Origin of the sequence: Promicromonospora sp. NPDC090134 (assembly GCF_044746965.1) — a bacterium.
Lineage (GTDB): Bacteria > Actinomycetota > Actinomycetes > Actinomycetales > Cellulomonadaceae > Promicromonospora.
Genome location: NZ_JBIVCZ010000010.1, coordinates 1 through 14,154 on the forward strand (window position 1 = coordinate 1; position 14,154 = coordinate 14,154).

The window sequence follows — 14,154 nt, forward strand, 5'->3', positions numbered from 1 at the left end:
GCGCCTGTCCGGCAAGCCCACCCCCGTTCCAGAGCGCACGAGGCCCCCTGAGATCTTGAGGTGGTTTCCGCCCCGGGACCGGCCAGTCACGCTCTTCGCGCTTCCTGTCCGTACCTCCCTGCCGGGCGAACAACGGGAACAGTACACAGCGATCCCTGTCCACGCAAAATCAGCGTGCGCCCGACGTGCGCGGTGGTGCGCGGCGCCCGACTCGCCGCCGTCACCGGCGGCGGATCGGGCGCCCGCACGCGCGTCACTCCACGGTGACGGACTTCGCCAGGTTCCGCGGCTTGTCCACGTCGTGCCCGAGGGAGAGCGCCGCGTGGTACGCCAGCAGCTGCAGCGGCACGGTCAGGAGCAGCGGGTCCAGCTCCCGCTCGTTGCGCGGTACGTCGATCCGCTCCGCCTTCAGCTCGCCCAGGTCCACACCGGGGTGCGTGACGACGACGAGGGGGCCGCCGCGCGCGGCGATCTCGTGCAGGGCGGCCACGTTCCGGTCGGTCAGCTCGTCGTCCGGCACGATCGCGACCGTCGGGACCTCGGGCGAGATGAGCGCCAGCGGACCGTGCTTCAGCTCGGACATCTGGTACGCCTCCGCGTGCCGGTAGCTGATCTCCTTGAACTTCTGCGCGCCCTCCCGCGCCACCGGGTATCCCCGGACGCGGCCCACGAAGAACAGGCTCTCGGCCGTGGCGAGCGCCTTCGCGGCCTGCGCGATCCGCTCCTCGCCGTCGAGCACCTGCTCGATCTGGGCCGGCAGGCTCTGCAGCCCGGCCACGAGGCGGCGCCCGTCCGCGACCGAGAGGTCGCGCACCCGCCCGAGCTGGAGGGCCAGCAGGGCGAAGCCCACGAACATCGTGGTGAGCGCCTTGGTGGAGGCGACCGCGATCTCGGGTCCCGCGTGCAGGTAGATCCCGCCGTCGCAGGCCCGGGCGATCGCGGAGCCGACGACGTTGACCAGGCCGATGACGCGGCCGCCCTTGCGGCGGATCTCCTCGACCGCGAGCAACGTGTCGATCGTCTCGCCGGACTGGCTCACCGCGACGTAGAGGGTGTCGGGCTCGATGACGGGGTCGCGGTAGCGGAACTCGCTCGCGGCCTCGGCGTCGGCGGGGACGCGAGCCAGCTCCTCGACCAGGGACGCGCCCATCTGTCCCACGTAGTACGCCGAGCCGCAGCCCAGGATCTTGACGCGGCGCACGGCGCGCAGCGCGCGGGCGTCCATCTCGAGCCCACCCAGGTGCGCGGTCGCGAACCGCTCGTCCAGCCGGCCGCGCAGGGCGCGCTCCACGCTGGCCGGCTGCTCCAGCATCTCGGTGTACATGCGCGGGCGGCCGTCGATCTGGCCGTGCTCGTAGGCGCTGGGGTCGACGTCGACCTCGCGCGCCGTCGTCTGCGTGCGCGTCAGGTCCCGGCGGAAGGTGGTGAAGCCCGCCGCCGTGACAGTGGCCAGCTCGCCGTCGGCCAGGTGCGCCACCGTGGTGGTGTGGCGCACGAGCGCGGCCAGGTCGGAGGCCACGAACATCTCCTTCTCCCCCACGCCGACCAGCAGCGGGCTGCCGTTGCGCGCCACCACCACCCGGTCCGGGAAGTCCGCGTGCACGACGGCGAGCCCGTAGGTGCCCTCCACGGCGTCCAGCGCATCGATCACCTTGCCCTCCAGCGTGTCCGCGGCCGACAGGGCGACGAGGTGGGCGAACACCTCCGTGTCGGTGTCGCTCGCGAGCTCCACGCCCTGGTCGGTGAGGCGGGCGCGCAGGGCGGCGGCGTTGTCGATGATGCCGTTGTGCACCACCGCCACCGTGCCGGTCGCGTCCGTGTGCGGGTGGGCGTTCACGTCGGTCGCGGGGCCGTGCGTCGCCCACCGGGTGTGGCCGATCCCCACACGTCCCGTCATCCGCTTGGGCAGCACCTCGGCCAGGTCGCGGACCCGGCCGGCGCGCTTGGTGACCTTGAGCTGGGAACCGACGACGGCGACGCCGGCCGAGTCGTACCCCCGGTGCTCCAGCCGGCCGAGGGCCTCGACGAGCAGGGGGGCGGCGTTCTGGCCGCCGACGTAACCGACGATTCCACACATGATGGTGCTCCTTCAGGAGGGACGGAGGGGGCGGGCGGTGCGGCCCGCGGGAGGCGCCTGCTCAGCCGTAGATCATCCGGCGCAGCTGCCGCTCGCTGAGCCGCGGCGCCGCGACGACCCGCTGCTCGAGCTCGGTGGCGATGAGCGCGAAGATCTCGGGGTTCTTCGCGCCGTGGGTCTTCAGCTCGGCGTGCCGGCGCCGGACGACGTCCTCCACCGGTTCGGCGAAGTACGCGACGACGTCGCCGACCACGCGCGCCGCCTCGGCGGGCGTGAGCCCGGTGGTCGCCGCCACCTGGGCGACGAGATCAGGTGACGTCGTCATGCCGCCGAGCATCGCCCATCCGGGTAGCGAACGACAACTTCTTGCCCGGAATCGGGCAAGAGCTGGCTCCCTGACGGGTCAGGCGGGCGAAAAGTGTCCGGGCAGACGAGACGGCGGCCGCCCGCTGGTGAGCGGGCGGCCGCCGTCGTGCACCGGCAGTGCCGGTGAAGAGGCCGGGTGGGCCGTCGGTCAGGAGGTCACTCCGAGGCGGCGACCGCCAGGGTCTTCTTGCCCCGGCGCAGCACCGCGTACCGCCCGTGGAGCAGGTCCTCGCCGGCGAGCGCGGCGTCGTCCGACGTCACCTTCACGTTGTTCACGTAGGCGCCACCCTCGGCGATCGCGCGGCGCGCGGCACCCTTGGACGCCACGAGCCCCGAGCCCACCAGCAGGTCGGCGACCAGGTCGCCGGCCTTGGCCGTCACGCGCGGCAGCTCGGCCACCGCGCCCGCGAGCGTCCGGGCGTCGAGGTCGTCGAGCGAGCCGCGACCGAACAGCGCCTGGCTCGCCGCGATGACCGCCTCCGTCGCGCCGGCGCCGTGCACCAGCGTGGTCACGTCGCCCGCGAGCGCCTTCTGGGCCTCGCGCGCGAACGGCCGGTCGGCCACCTCGCGCTCGAGCTCCGCGATCTCCTCGCGGGAGCGGAACGTGAACACCCTGAGGTAGTTCACGACGTCGGCGTCGGCCTGGTTGAGCCAGAACTGGTAGAAGGCGTAGGGGCTGGTCATCTCCGGGTCGAGCCAGATCGAGCCGCCCTCGGACTTGCCGAACTTGGTCCCGTCCGCCTTGGTGATGAGCGGCGTGGTGAGCGCGTGCGCGCTCACGCCCTCGGCCTTGCGGATCAGCTCGACGCCGGCCAGCAGGTTGCCCCACTGGTCGTTGCCACCGAGCTGCAGGGTGATGCCGTGCCGCCGGTAGAGCTCGCGGTAGTCCATGCCCTGCAGCACCTGGTAGCTGAACTCGGTGAAGCTGATGCCCTCGTCCGAGGCGAGCCGCCGGGCCACGATGTCCTTGGACAGCATGGTGCCCATCCGGAAGTGCTTGCCGATGTCGCGCAGGAACTCGATCGCGGACATCGGGGCGGTCCAGTCGAGGTTGTTCACCATGCTCGCGGCGTTGTCGCCCTCGAAGGACAGGTGCGGCTCGATCTGGGCGCGGATGCGCTCCACCCAGCCGGCGACCACCTCGGGCGAGTTGAGCGTGCGCTCGCCCGAGTCGCGGGGGTCGCCGATGAGGCCCGTCGCGCCGCCGACCAGCAGGTAGGGCCGGTGGCCGGCGTCCTGCAGCCTGCGTGCGGTGAGGATCTGCACGAGGTTGCCGATGTGCAGCGACGGGGCCGTGGGGTCGAAGCCCACGTAATAGTCCACGGTGCCCTCCGACAGTGCAGAACGCAGCGCGGCCTCGTCGGTGGACTGTGCCACCAGGCCTCGCCATTGCAGCTCGTCGAGGATGTCGGTCACCGTGGGTGCTCCTTGCTTTCGTGGGACTGCTTCGTGGTGCGCGGCCCGGGCGGACCGCTCGGCGGGCTCGTCGTGGGCCCGCACGTCATAGTCTGCCCGACGGCGGCGCGGGGCTCGCCCTCATTCCATCCCGTTGCGCGCCCGCGCCTCCGGGCTCACGGGCGTGAACAGGTTCACCAGGGTGCCGTCGGGGTCGCGGACGAGCAACGACCGGTTGCCCCACGGCATGGTGGTCGGCGGGGTCACGGTCTCGACCGTGTCGTCGAGGCCGGCGAACAGCGCGTCGACGTCGTCGACGAGGAACTCGACGATCGCCGTGCGGTTGTCCGCCGGGGCGGCGGAGCCCGGGCCGAAGAGCTGGACCGTCCGCGTGCTGCCGATGGCGAGGGTGCCCCGGTCGGTGCGCAGCTCGGCGAAGTCGGGCGACGGCCGCTGCGCCACGGTGCCGGTGACGCGTTCGTAGAAGGCCGTCAGCTTGTCGACGTCGTCGGTGATGAGGCGCACGGAGGCGAGGGTGGCGTGGTGCATGGTGGTGGACCTCCCGGTCACGTGCCACGGTCTCTCCGTGGCTCGCGACCAGCCTCCGCCCGCTCGGCGACACCCCTGTGTCGGTGTTTCCGCGGCGGTGTCTCCGCAAGCGGGCCGGGACGCGCGCGGTCAGCCCAGGAGCGTCAGGGTGCGCAGGTCGCCGTCGGGCACCTGGACGTCCTCCGGACGGACCACCCGGCGGGGCGCGCGCTCGCTGGTGGCCGTGACCTGGTCGACGCGGTCGAGGCGGAAGGCGCGGATCTCGTCACGCAGCCGGCACCAGGCCAGCAGGTACCAGCCCGTGGACGACCCGACGAAGCCGAGCGGCTCGACGTCGCGCGTCGTCGCGGTGCCCGCACGGTCGGTGTACCGCAGGCGCAGGACGCGGCGCGCGGAGATCGCGTCGGTGAGGACGGCGGGGACGGGCGGCTCCTGCGGCGGCGTCCCGAGGAGGTGGACGCGGGCGGCGAGGTCGTGGGCGGCGGTCGCGTCGTCGTCCCGCATGGCCGCGAGGATCTTGCGGAGCGCCGTCGAGCCCGCGCCCGCGAAGGGCGTCCCCGCCAGGCCGCCCAGCGCGACGGCGACGGCGACCGCCTCGTCGGGGCTGAAGTTCACCGGCGGCAGCGTCCTGGCGCGGTCGAGGCAGTAGCCCCCGGTGCGGCCGGGCTCGGCCCAGACGGGCACGCCGGTCTGCTGCAGGGCGCTGATGTCGCGCTCGATGGTGCGCCGGCTGACCTCGAACCGGCCGGCCAGCCACGACGCGCTCCGCGGACGCGGGGAGACGGCCCGCAGCTCCTCCACGATCGCGTACAGACGGTCGGTCCGGTTCACCCCGCGAGCCTATGCGGCACGGGGACCGGACCCCCCCTCCTTCCCAATCCAACGATTATCGATCACTCTCCCCGAGACGTCACTCCACAGTCGTAGGCCGTACGCCGCAGGCCCACGCACAGCACCCCCTGGAACGCTGCGGCAACCCGTCACCGCCTGACCGGGGTGCCTCCGCCTCCGGGAAGGTGGGCCCGCACCATCACGATCGCGAGGTCGTCGTCGGCCGTGCCCGAGAGCATGCCGCTCAGGGCCGTCTCGACCACGGTCCCCAGGTCCGCGGTGTGGGTCCCCTCGAGCACCTTGGCAAGCTTCTCCATACGGTTCCGCAGACGGTCGTACCGCGTCTCGATCAGCCCGTCGGTGTACAGCACCAGCGTGTCGCCGGGCCGGACCTCGACCGCATGGTCCCGGCGCGGCGCTCCCGGGTCCATGCCGAGCAGCAGGTCGTTCCGGACGCGGAGGATCTCGCTCGTGCCGTCGGCCCGGACCAGGATCGGCGGCAGGTGGCCGGCGCTGGACCAGCGCACCGTCCGCGTCTGGTCCCCGGGCGGTCCGACCGGCCGCTCGACGCACGCCACGAGCGCCGTGGCCGTCGCGGAGCTCCCGAGGGCGAGCCCGTCGATCGCCGCGTCGACCCGCTCCAGCACCCGCGCGGGCGTCTCCTGGCTGTCGTAGCCGATGGCGCGCACCAGGGAGCGGATCTGCCCCATCGCGACGGCGGCGTCGAGATCGTGGCCGATCACGTCGCCGATCACCACCGTGGTCGCACCGTCACGCCTCGTGAACGCGTCGTACCAGTCGCCCCCGATGTCCCGCTCGACCGCGGCCGGCTGATAGTGCACGACCACCTCCAGGTCGTCGATCTGCGGCGGGTCGGTCAGCACGGCCTGCTGCAGCGCCAGGGACACCTCGGTGGCCCGGGCCCGCTCCTCCTCCGAGTGCACGGCCCTCAGCCGCAGCGCGTCGTCGTGCACCCGGCGCCGGACGACGTCACGCAGCGCGGAGGCGACCGTCGTCGACAGGACCACCATGAAGCGGGCGTAGTCCGCGTCCCACGGTCGCACCATGGTTCCGCGCAGGACGAGCGCGGCGATGACGCCGCTCCCCTGGCCGGACCGCACGGGCGTGACCACCATGCCGGGGACGACCTGGCGCCGGCCAGAACCGAGCGCACGGACCACGAGGCGCAGCTCGCCCTGGTTCCGGGTGTCCCCGGCCTCCAGGACCGCCTCGGGACCGCTCGCGGCGTAGACGGCGACCCGCGCGACGTCCGCGCTGGCGGCCAGCACGGCGACCACGGGCAGGGCGAAGGACCGCAGGTCGGTGAACGTCGCGGGCAGGGCCGCGTGCACCTCGCCGAGCACGGCCAGCCGCCGCTGGTTCACGACCTCGCGCGTGGTCTCGGTCGCGATGTCCAGCACGCCCACGACCCGGCCGTCGTCGTCCACCAGCGGGCTGTAGGAGAAGGTGAAGTAGGTCTCCTCGGCGTACCCCGACCGGTTCATGAGCAGGTACATGTCACGGCTGAGCGTCGGCCGCCCCGTGGTGAGCACGGTGTCGAACAGCGGGCCGATGTCGTCCCAGATGTCCGCCCAGACGACCCGGGCGGACGCGCCCAGCGCGGCGGGGTGCTTGTGCGTGCCAAGCATCTCCCGGTAGCCGTCGTTGTAGATCAGCGTCAGGTCCGGGCCCCAGACCATCATCACCGCGAACCGCGTCGAGAAGCACAGCCGGACGGCGTGGCGCAGCGACTCCGGCCAGGCGTCCGGCGGACCGAGCGGCGTGGCCTCCCACGCGACGGTCCGGGCCTCGTGGCCGACGGCGCTGCGTGCCGTCGCCTCTTCGAACCACCCCGATTTCACATGGGAATCGTAGCGAGAATGCCTCGCCGGGCTAGCCATTGGAGGGGGTGAGCCTGGCTTGTCCTGTTTTGTTCTGGCATCCGCCTCAGCCGGCGGCGTCGAGCAGGGTCCCTGCCGCATGCGCCTCGAAGAGCGCCGAGGCGGCGTCGGCGTCACCCCCGTCGAGGACGTCGAGCAGGCTGCGGTGCCAGTCGGCCACCTGGTGCCAGTCGCCGGTGAACTCGGGGTCGCCGAGCAGGTGCATGGAGCGCAGGCTCGGCTCGATGATGTCCCACATGCGCGGCAGGTAGGTGTTGCCGCTGGCCTCGATGACGGCGCGGTGGAACCCGAAGTCGAGCTCGCGGAACGCGGGCAGGTCCTGCGCGTCGACCGTGCCGTGCATGGCGACGATGACCTCCTCGAGCCGCGCCCGGGTCTCGGCCGTGAGCCGCCCGCAGGCCAGCCGGCCCGCGAGCGCCTCCAGCGCCACGCGGGCCTGCTTGGCCTGCTGGGCCTCCTCGTCGGAGTGCTTGGTCACGAAGTTGCCCTGGTGCCGCACGTGCGTCACCAGGCCCTCGTGCGCGAGCTGCTTGAGCGCGTCGCGCACGGGGGCCTGGCTCACGCGCAGGCGGCGGGCCAGCTGTGACTCCACGAGCTGCTCGCCCGGGGCGAGCTGCGACGACTTGATCATCGACTTGACCAGGTCGTAGATCTGGTCGGACAGCAGCCCGCGCTCGAGGCCCGAGATCCCGCTCAACGCATCAGTCATCCGCCCAGCCTCGCGGCATTATCGACAATCGTTTGTGCACCGGAGCGGTAGGCCGCGAGCCAGGCGTCCGCGATGATCCGCGACCCCGCGGGCGTGGGGTGCACGCCGTCGGGAGCGAGGGCGACGGCGCCCTCCGTCCCGCCGAGTGTGTCCGCGGCGGCGGTGAGCAAGGAGTGCAGGGGCACGAGGGCGGCGCCCGCCTGCTCCGCGAGGCGCGCGACGACCTCCCGCTTGCCCGCGAGGTCGTCGAGCCAGTCGCGCTGCTCCAGCCGCACCGGCAGGAGGAACGGCTCCACGAGGACCAGGCGCGGGCTGCCGGGCACCCGGTCCAGGAGCCGCAGGTAGGTGGCCTCGAAGTCCTCGGCGCTCGTCGGGTCGTCGTTGTCGAAGCGGCGCCACGTGTCGTTGACCCCCACGTACACGCTGAGCACGTCGGGCGCGGTGCCCGCGACGTCGCGGTCCCAGCGGGCCTCCAGGTCGACGGCACGGTCGCCGCCGATGCCGACGTTGCGTACCTGGGCGCCGGGCAGGTCGCCCGCGACGAGGCTCACGTAGCCGTCGCCGAGCGACCCGGTGTCCGCGCGGTCACGGCCGGCGTCGGTGATCGAGTCCCCGACGAAGACGAGTCGTTCGGCGGCCTGTCCGCTGGTGATACCGCTGCTGGTCATGGAGCACTCCCTCGTGTGATGAACGGGTCCGACGGTACCGGGCGCAGCGGCGCCCGAACGCCTCCACGACCCGCAGTCCATGACCGGTTCGACACGTCGTTCGGCGACTTCAACGGCGGCTGGTTCGGGTTCTCGGGGCGCTCGAAGACCGCGGGCAACCCGGTGTGGACCAACAGCAGCTCCGGGTACTGGTGGTCCTCAGGAGGACGTCATCGAGATGCAGCAATGGAAGCCCGACGTCTTCATGATCGACGTTCCCGGCGGGCGAGATGAGCATCTCCCCACGAGCTGACCGCGGACGTGTCAGACGCTCGGGTCACCCCCGTGACCTGAGCGTCTGACACGTCGGAACCGGATCAGGAGAGGGAGGTGAAGGTGTGGTTCTGGCGGCCCAGGTTCTCGATCTCCAGGGTGACCACGTCGCCGTCCGTCAGGTACGGGAACCGTCCCGACAGGGCGACGCCCTCGGGCGTGCCCGTGCAGATCAGGTCGCCCGGCTCCAGCGCCATGTACTGCGACAGGTGGTGCACGATCGCGGCGACGTCGAAGATCATGTCCGCCGTCGACGAGTCCTGGCGCGGCTCCCCGTTGACGAAGGAGCGCAGCCGCAGGGCGGCCGGGTCCACCTCGTCGGCCGGCACGAGGGCCGGGCCGGTGGGCAGGAACCCCGGCCCGCACTTGCCCTTGGACCACTGGCCCAGGGAGTCGTCGAGCTGCCACGCCCGCTCGCTCACGTCGTCCACCACGGTGTATCCCGCGACGTGGTCGCGGGCGGCCTCGACGGACGGCAGGTAGCTCGCGCGCCGGCCGATCACGACCGCCAGCTCCACCTCCCAGTCGACCTTCTCGGCGCCGGGCGGCAGCGGAACGGCGTCGTCCGGCCCGGCGACGGTGTTGGGATGCTTGAAGAAGATGATCGGCAGCCGCGGCGGTTCCGCGCCGGACTCCCGCGCGTGCGCGGCGTAGTTCTGCCCGATGCAGACGACGGCGGCCGGCCGCGCGATCGGCGCCCCGCGGCGCAGCTCGCCGGCGCCGTCGAGCACGGGCAGCTCCCCCGCCGCCAGCGCGGCCCGCGTGCGCGCCACGCCGTCGGCGGCGAGGAACGCGCCGTCGACGTCGGCGGTCAGCGGGCGCAGGTCGTAGGTGACGTCGTCGGAGGTGACGGCGGGGATCTCCTGGCCGACGGGGCCCAGGCGGAGCAGGTGCATCGTGTCCTCGTTCTCGGATCGGGTGTGCGGGTGGGGTCAGGACTGCTCGGGCGGGCGGACGCGCAGCTCGTGCATGCCGCCGTCGACCGCGAGCGCCGTGCCCGTGGTCGCCGTGGCGAGCGGGCTGGCGAGGTAGCAGACGGCGTGCGCCACGGCCTCGGGGCTCACGAGGCGGCCCGTGGGCTGGCGCGCCTCGAGGGCCGCGCGCTCGGCCTCGGGGTCGGCCGCGGCGTCGAGCAGCCGGCCCACCCAGGGCGTGTCGACGGTGCCGGGGTTCACGCAGGTCACGCGGATGCCCTCGCGCACGTGGTCGGCGGCCATCGCGAGCGTGAGCGCCTGCACGGCGCCCTTGCTGGCCGAGTACAGGGCGCGCTGCGGCAGCCCGGTCCACGAGGCGATCGACGCGGTGTTGACCACGGCGGCGTGGTCCGAGGCGCGCAGGTACGGCAGGGCGGCGCGGGTGACCCGCACGATGCCGAGCACGTTCACGTCGAGCACGCGCAGCCACTCGGCGTCGTCGTTGTCCGCGACGGTGCCCTGGGCGCCGATGCCGGCGTTGTTGACGACGACGTCGATGCCGCCCAGGCGCTGGGCGGCGACCTCCACCGCGCGGCGGACGGCGGCGTCGTCGGTCACGTCGGCGACCTCGCCGGAGGCGCCCTCGGGCACGCCGTCGGACGCGCGGTCGATCGCGACGACCTGGGCGCCGCGCTCCAGCAGTGCGGTCACGACGGCGGCGCCGATGCCGGACGCCCCTCCCGTGACGATGGCGCGGACGCCGTCGAACTCAAGGGATGTGGTCACGGGTGTTCCTCCTGGGAAGCGGCTGCGATGGCGATTCATCCAATCTATAGCACCGATCCGTCGGGGGCCGAAGGGGCAGATCACCCATCGGACCCGATAGGATCGGCCCACCGGAGCGATACGTCATACCTCTCCCCCGCTCCGGGACCTTCCGCTCGACGAGGAGTGCTCCGCCCATGTCCCAGCCGGTCCACTCCGCCCCGCCGCCGCACCCGGACCGGGCCTGGTTCACCGAGGCCAGGTTCGGCCTGTTCGTGCACTTCGGGCTCTACTCGGCCGCCGCCCGGCACGAATGGGTGCTGAGCAACGAGCGGCAGACCGCCGAGCAGTACGCGCGCTACGCCGAGGTGTTCGACCCCGACCTGTTCGACGCCCGCGCGATCGCCCGCGCCGCCAAGGACGCCGGGATGCGCTACGTGGTGCTGACCACCAAGCACCACGACGGCTTCGCCCTGTGGGACTCCGCCGTGAGCGACTACTCCGTCGCGCGCACGCGCGGGCGCGACCTGGTCGCGGAGCTCGCCGAGGCCGTGCGCGCCGAGGGGCTGCGCCTGGGGCTGTACCACTCGCTCATCGACTGGCACCACCCCGACTTCACAACACGCGGTTCAAGGACCCGGACCTGCTGGTCCGCATGCTCGTCGACACGGTGTCCAAGGGCGGCAACCTCCTGCTCAACATCGGCCCGGACGGGCGCGGTGCCGTCCCGGCCCGCGACGCCACCACGCTTGCCGCGCTCGGCACGTGGACCCGGTTGCACGGCCGGTCGGTCCACGGGGCGGGCCCCGCGGAGCCCGCGCTGGCCGAGACCCTCGTGCCCGGTCTGCCGCCCGGCGTCGTGCTCACGCAGCGCGCCGACCGGCTGTACCTGCACATGTTCGCGTGGCCGTTCGCGCACGTGCACCTGCGCGGGCTCGCCGACCGGGTCCGGTACGCGCAGCTGCTGCACGACGGTTCCGAGCTGCGCACCACCCGCACCGACCCGGACCAGAAGGCGTGGAACACCACGCCCGGCGGGCAGCCGCCCGGCACCCTGACGCTGCACCTGCCCACGGCGCGGCCCGACGCCGCCGGGGCGGTGGTCGAGCTGTTCCTGCGATGAGTTCGGGCGTGCCCCGTCGTCGGACGTGGCATGGAAACGAAAAAGCATCGGCGCTCCGCCCTCTCGTCAGGCAGGGTTGAGCCATGAGCGACGTCGACATGCCCCGTTGGAAGCGCAACGTCGGGCTGTTCCTCGCCGGCCAGACCATCTCCCTGTTCGGGTCCATGGTGGTCATGTACGCGGTGATGTGGCACCTGACCATCGAGACCCGGTCCGGGTCGGTGCTCATGCTGAGCATCGTGTTCGGCATGCTGCCGCAGGCGTTCGTGTCGATCTTCGGCGGCGTCTGGGCGGACCGGCACCACCGCAAGTTCCTCATCATGGGCTCGGACACCGTCATCGCCCTGGCGACCCTCGGGCTCGCGCTGCTCATGGTCAGCGGCGTCGACTCGCTCTGGGTCATCTACGCGGCGCTGGCCGTGCGCTCGGTCTTCGCGGGCATCCAGACGCCGGCCGTGAGCGCGATGATCCCGCAGATCACGCCGACCGACCAGCTCATGCGCGTCAACGGCCTCTTCCAGTCCATCCAGTCGGGCATGATGCTGCTCGCGCCCGCCCTGGCCGCCGTCATCTACGCCTCGTTCGACATCGTCGCCGTCTTCTTCGTGGACGTGGTGACCGCCCTGCTCGGCGTCGGGATGCTCGCGCTGGTCGCGGTGCCGCGCCTGGTGCGGTCCGACGCCGGCGAGCCGGTCAGCTACTTCGGCGACCTCGCGGCCGGCGTGCGGTACATCCGGGCGAACGCCCCGGTGCGCTGGCTCATCACGCTGTTCGCGCTGGTGATGTTCCTGGTGGGCGCCCCGAGCTATCTCACGCCGCTCATGGTGACCCGAACGTTCGGCGACGAGGTGTGGAAGCTGACCGCCAACGAGCTGTTCTGGGGCGGCGGCATGCTGCTCGGCGGCATCATCATGGCCTCGGTCGGGCCCAGGATCACGCGCCGGGTGCGCCTCATGGTCGGGTCGGTGCTGGCCACCGGGGTGCTGGTCGCCGGGCTGGGGGTGTCCACGAACATGTGGGTGTTCTTCACCATCGGCCTGATCATCGGCATCATGTTCGCGGCGCTCAACACCCCCGCGCTGACGATCATCCAGGAGCGGGTCGAACCCGAGATGCAGGGCCGGGTCTTCGGCTTCGTCGGGATCGTCATGACTGTCGCGATGCCGCTGTCCATGGTGGTGTTCGGCCCGCTGGCCGACCAGTTCTCCGTGGAGGCGCTGCTGGTCCTGGCCGGTGTGCTGCTGGTCGCGGTGCTGGGCGCGATCCTCGCGTTCCCCGGGGCACGGCGTTCGCTCGCGCAGGTCGACGCGGCGCCGGAGGCACCTGCCGCGGCGTCGGAAGGGTCGCAGGAGCCCACGGCGGCTGTGCCGCAGGACACAGCCGACCTGCGCTGACGGCGTGAAAGTATTGCTGGGTCCCATAGCCGTCAGCCATGTGTGCGGAAGGTTCCTGTGAGCGCCCCGAAGATCTATGCCCTGCACGAGAACCCCGAGTGGTTCCCCCCGTTCGCCGATGCCTTCGCGGCCGAAGGCGTCGACTATGTCGAGTGGGTGCTGACCGACGGCGTCCTGGACCTGGACGAGGCGCCGCCCGAGGGGATCTTCTGGTCGCGCATCTCGGCGAGCAGCCACACCCGCGACCACGGCCTGTCCAAGGACTACTCACGCGCCGTGCTGTCCTGGCTGGAGGCGTACGGCCGCCGCACGGTCAACGGTCGGCGCGTGCTGGAGCTCGAGGTCAGCAAGGTGGACCAGCTCACCGCGCTGCGCGCCGCGGGCATCGACACCCCGCGCACCGTGGCCGCCGTCGGGCGCGACCAGGTGCTCAAGGCGGCGCAGGGCTTCCCCACGCCGTTCGTCACCAAGCACAACCAGGGCGGCAAGGGCCTGGGCGTGCGCAAGTTCGACTCGTTCGAGGACCTCGCCGACTACGTCGGGTCCGACGAGTACGAGGAGCCCGTGGACGGCATCACGCTGATCCAGGAGTACGTCGTGGCGGCCGACGGCGGCATCACGCGCGTCGAGATCGTGGGCGGCGAGATGGTCTACGCCGTCCGCGGCGACACGGAGCGCGGCGGGTTCCAGCTCTGCCCGGCCGACGCGTGCGCCGTCGACCCGGTCACGGGCCGCCCGATCCCGCCGGTCGGCGCGACCATCTCCATGGCGCCCGACGACGAGTGGGGGCTGTTCTCGGAGCGCGAGGGCTACAACGACCCGGTGGTGGCCCAGTACCTGGCGTTCACGCAGCGGCACGGCATCGAGGTGGCGGGCATCGAGAACATCCGGACGGCCGACGGCCGGGTGCTGACGTACGACGTGAACACCAACACGAACTACAACAGCGACGTCGAGCGCGACACGGCGAAGTCGGGGCCGCGGGAGATCGTGCGGCACCTGGCGCGGGTGCTGCGGGAGACCTACCCGGAGGCCTGACCGCCGCCTCCGGGGCGCGGGTAAGGGGGGGGGGGGTGGGTTATGGGGGGGCGGCCCCCCCCCGCGCGGGCGACACGCGCCACAGCACCCGGAGCGCCGCGCGCCGCCGCGA

Annotated in this window: 13 protein-coding genes and 1 pseudogene; 4 read left to right on the forward strand and 10 right to left on the reverse strand. The window is 72.4% G+C overall.

From position 1 onward, the window contains the following. Window positions 1–253 precede the first annotated feature (253 nt). From glmS to ACIPN7_RS23555, 10 genes are all read right to left on the reverse strand, one after another. Window positions 254–2,077, reverse strand: coding sequence for a glutamine--fructose-6-phosphate transaminase (isomerizing) (gene glmS, locus ACIPN7_RS23510; RefSeq protein ID WP_400548104.1), 1,824 nt, complete (start codon window positions 2,075–2,077; stop codon window positions 254–256). A gap of 61 nt (window positions 2,078–2,138) precedes the next feature. Further along, window positions 2,139–2,402 (reverse strand): hypothetical protein, encoded by a 264-nt coding sequence (locus tag ACIPN7_RS23515; protein WP_397393752.1) that lies wholly within the window; start codon window positions 2,400–2,402, stop codon window positions 2,139–2,141. Window positions 2,403–2,599: 197 nt separating this feature from the next. Further along, window positions 2,600–3,859 (reverse strand): tyrosine--tRNA ligase, encoded by a 1,260-nt coding sequence (gene tyrS, locus ACIPN7_RS23520; RefSeq protein WP_400548107.1) that lies wholly within the window; start codon window positions 3,857–3,859, stop codon window positions 2,600–2,602. 120 nt (window positions 3,860–3,979) lie between these two features. Further along, complete coding sequence (locus ACIPN7_RS23525) at window positions 3,980–4,387, reverse strand: VOC family protein (protein ID WP_400548110.1); 408 nt, start codon at window positions 4,385–4,387, stop codon at window positions 3,980–3,982. A gap of 129 nt (window positions 4,388–4,516) precedes the next feature. Beyond that, window positions 4,517–5,218, reverse strand: coding sequence for a helix-turn-helix transcriptional regulator (locus ACIPN7_RS23530; protein WP_400548113.1), 702 nt, complete (start codon window positions 5,216–5,218; stop codon window positions 4,517–4,519). A 149-nt stretch (window positions 5,219–5,367) separates the two neighbouring features. Continuing rightward, window positions 5,368–7,080 (reverse strand): PP2C family protein-serine/threonine phosphatase, encoded by a 1,713-nt coding sequence (locus tag ACIPN7_RS23535; RefSeq protein WP_400548116.1) that lies wholly within the window; start codon window positions 7,078–7,080, stop codon window positions 5,368–5,370. Window positions 7,081–7,165: 85 nt separating this feature from the next. Beyond that, on the reverse strand, window positions 7,166–7,828 hold the full coding sequence (locus tag ACIPN7_RS23540; protein WP_400548119.1) for a GntR family transcriptional regulator: 663 nt from the start codon (window positions 7,826–7,828) through the stop codon (window positions 7,166–7,168). Next, window positions 7,825–8,496 (reverse strand): SGNH/GDSL hydrolase family protein, encoded by a 672-nt coding sequence (locus tag ACIPN7_RS23545; RefSeq protein WP_400548121.1) that lies wholly within the window; start codon window positions 8,494–8,496, stop codon window positions 7,825–7,827. The genes ACIPN7_RS23540 and ACIPN7_RS23545 overlap by 4 nt, the downstream gene beginning before the upstream one ends. 356 nt (window positions 8,497–8,852) lie before the next feature. Then, window positions 8,853–9,704, reverse strand: a complete 852-nt coding sequence (locus tag ACIPN7_RS23550) for a fumarylacetoacetate hydrolase family protein (RefSeq protein WP_400548124.1) — start codon at window positions 9,702–9,704, stop codon at window positions 8,853–8,855. Between the two features lie 36 nt (window positions 9,705–9,740). Then, a complete protein-coding gene (locus ACIPN7_RS23555) occupies window positions 9,741–10,547 on the reverse strand; it encodes an SDR family NAD(P)-dependent oxidoreductase (protein WP_400548127.1) in 807 nt (268 codons plus the stop codon). Window positions 10,548–10,684: 137 nt separating this feature from the next. On the opposite strand from ACIPN7_RS23555, the pseudogene ACIPN7_RS23560 reads away from it, so the two are divergent. The 4 genes and pseudogenes from ACIPN7_RS23560 to ACIPN7_RS23575 form a co-directional block, all read left to right on the forward strand. Then, a pseudogene (locus ACIPN7_RS23560) lies at window positions 10,685–11,097 on the forward strand (alpha-L-fucosidase); the annotation flags it as partial. 45 nt (window positions 11,098–11,142) lie between these two features. Continuing rightward, complete coding sequence (locus ACIPN7_RS23565) at window positions 11,143–11,610, forward strand: alpha-L-fucosidase (protein WP_400548130.1); 468 nt, start codon at window positions 11,143–11,145, stop codon at window positions 11,608–11,610. 83 nt (window positions 11,611–11,693) lie between these two features. Beyond that, window positions 11,694–13,004, forward strand: coding sequence for an MFS transporter (locus tag ACIPN7_RS23570; RefSeq protein ID WP_400548133.1), 1,311 nt, complete (start codon window positions 11,694–11,696; stop codon window positions 13,002–13,004). Between the two features lie 57 nt (window positions 13,005–13,061). Continuing rightward, on the forward strand, window positions 13,062–14,042 hold the full coding sequence (locus ACIPN7_RS23575) for a RimK family alpha-L-glutamate ligase (protein WP_400548136.1): 981 nt from the start codon (window positions 13,062–13,064) through the stop codon (window positions 14,040–14,042). Window positions 14,043–14,154: the final 112 nt, after the last annotated feature.

Coding starts and splice junctions, on each gene's coding strand:
- glmS (WP_400548104.1), bottom strand. CDS start 2,077: ATGTGTGGAATCGTCGGTTACGTCGGCGGCCAGAACGCCGCCCCCCTG.
- ACIPN7_RS23515 (WP_397393752.1), bottom strand. CDS start 2,402: ATGACGACGTCACCTGATCTCGTCGCCCAGGTGGCGGCGACCACCGGG.
- ACIPN7_RS23525 (WP_400548110.1), bottom strand. CDS start 4,387: ATGCACCACGCCACCCTCGCCTCCGTGCGCCTCATCACCGACGACGTC.
- ACIPN7_RS23540 (WP_400548119.1), bottom strand. CDS start 7,828: ATGACTGATGCGTTGAGCGGGATCTCGGGCCTCGAGCGCGGGCTGCTG.
- ACIPN7_RS23545 (WP_400548121.1), bottom strand. CDS start 8,496: ATGACCAGCAGCGGTATCACCAGCGGACAGGCCGCCGAACGACTCGTC.
- ACIPN7_RS23550 (WP_400548124.1), bottom strand. CDS start 9,704: ATGCACCTGCTCCGCCTGGGCCCCGTCGGCCAGGAGATCCCCGCCGTC.
- ACIPN7_RS23555 (WP_400548127.1), bottom strand. CDS start 10,547: ATGAATCGCCATCGCAGCCGCTTCCCAGGAGGAACACCCGTGACCACA.
- ACIPN7_RS23565 (WP_400548130.1), top strand. CDS start 11,143: ATGCTCGTCGACACGGTGTCCAAGGGCGGCAACCTCCTGCTCAACATC.
- ACIPN7_RS23570 (WP_400548133.1), top strand. CDS start 11,694: ATGAGCGACGTCGACATGCCCCGTTGGAAGCGCAACGTCGGGCTGTTC.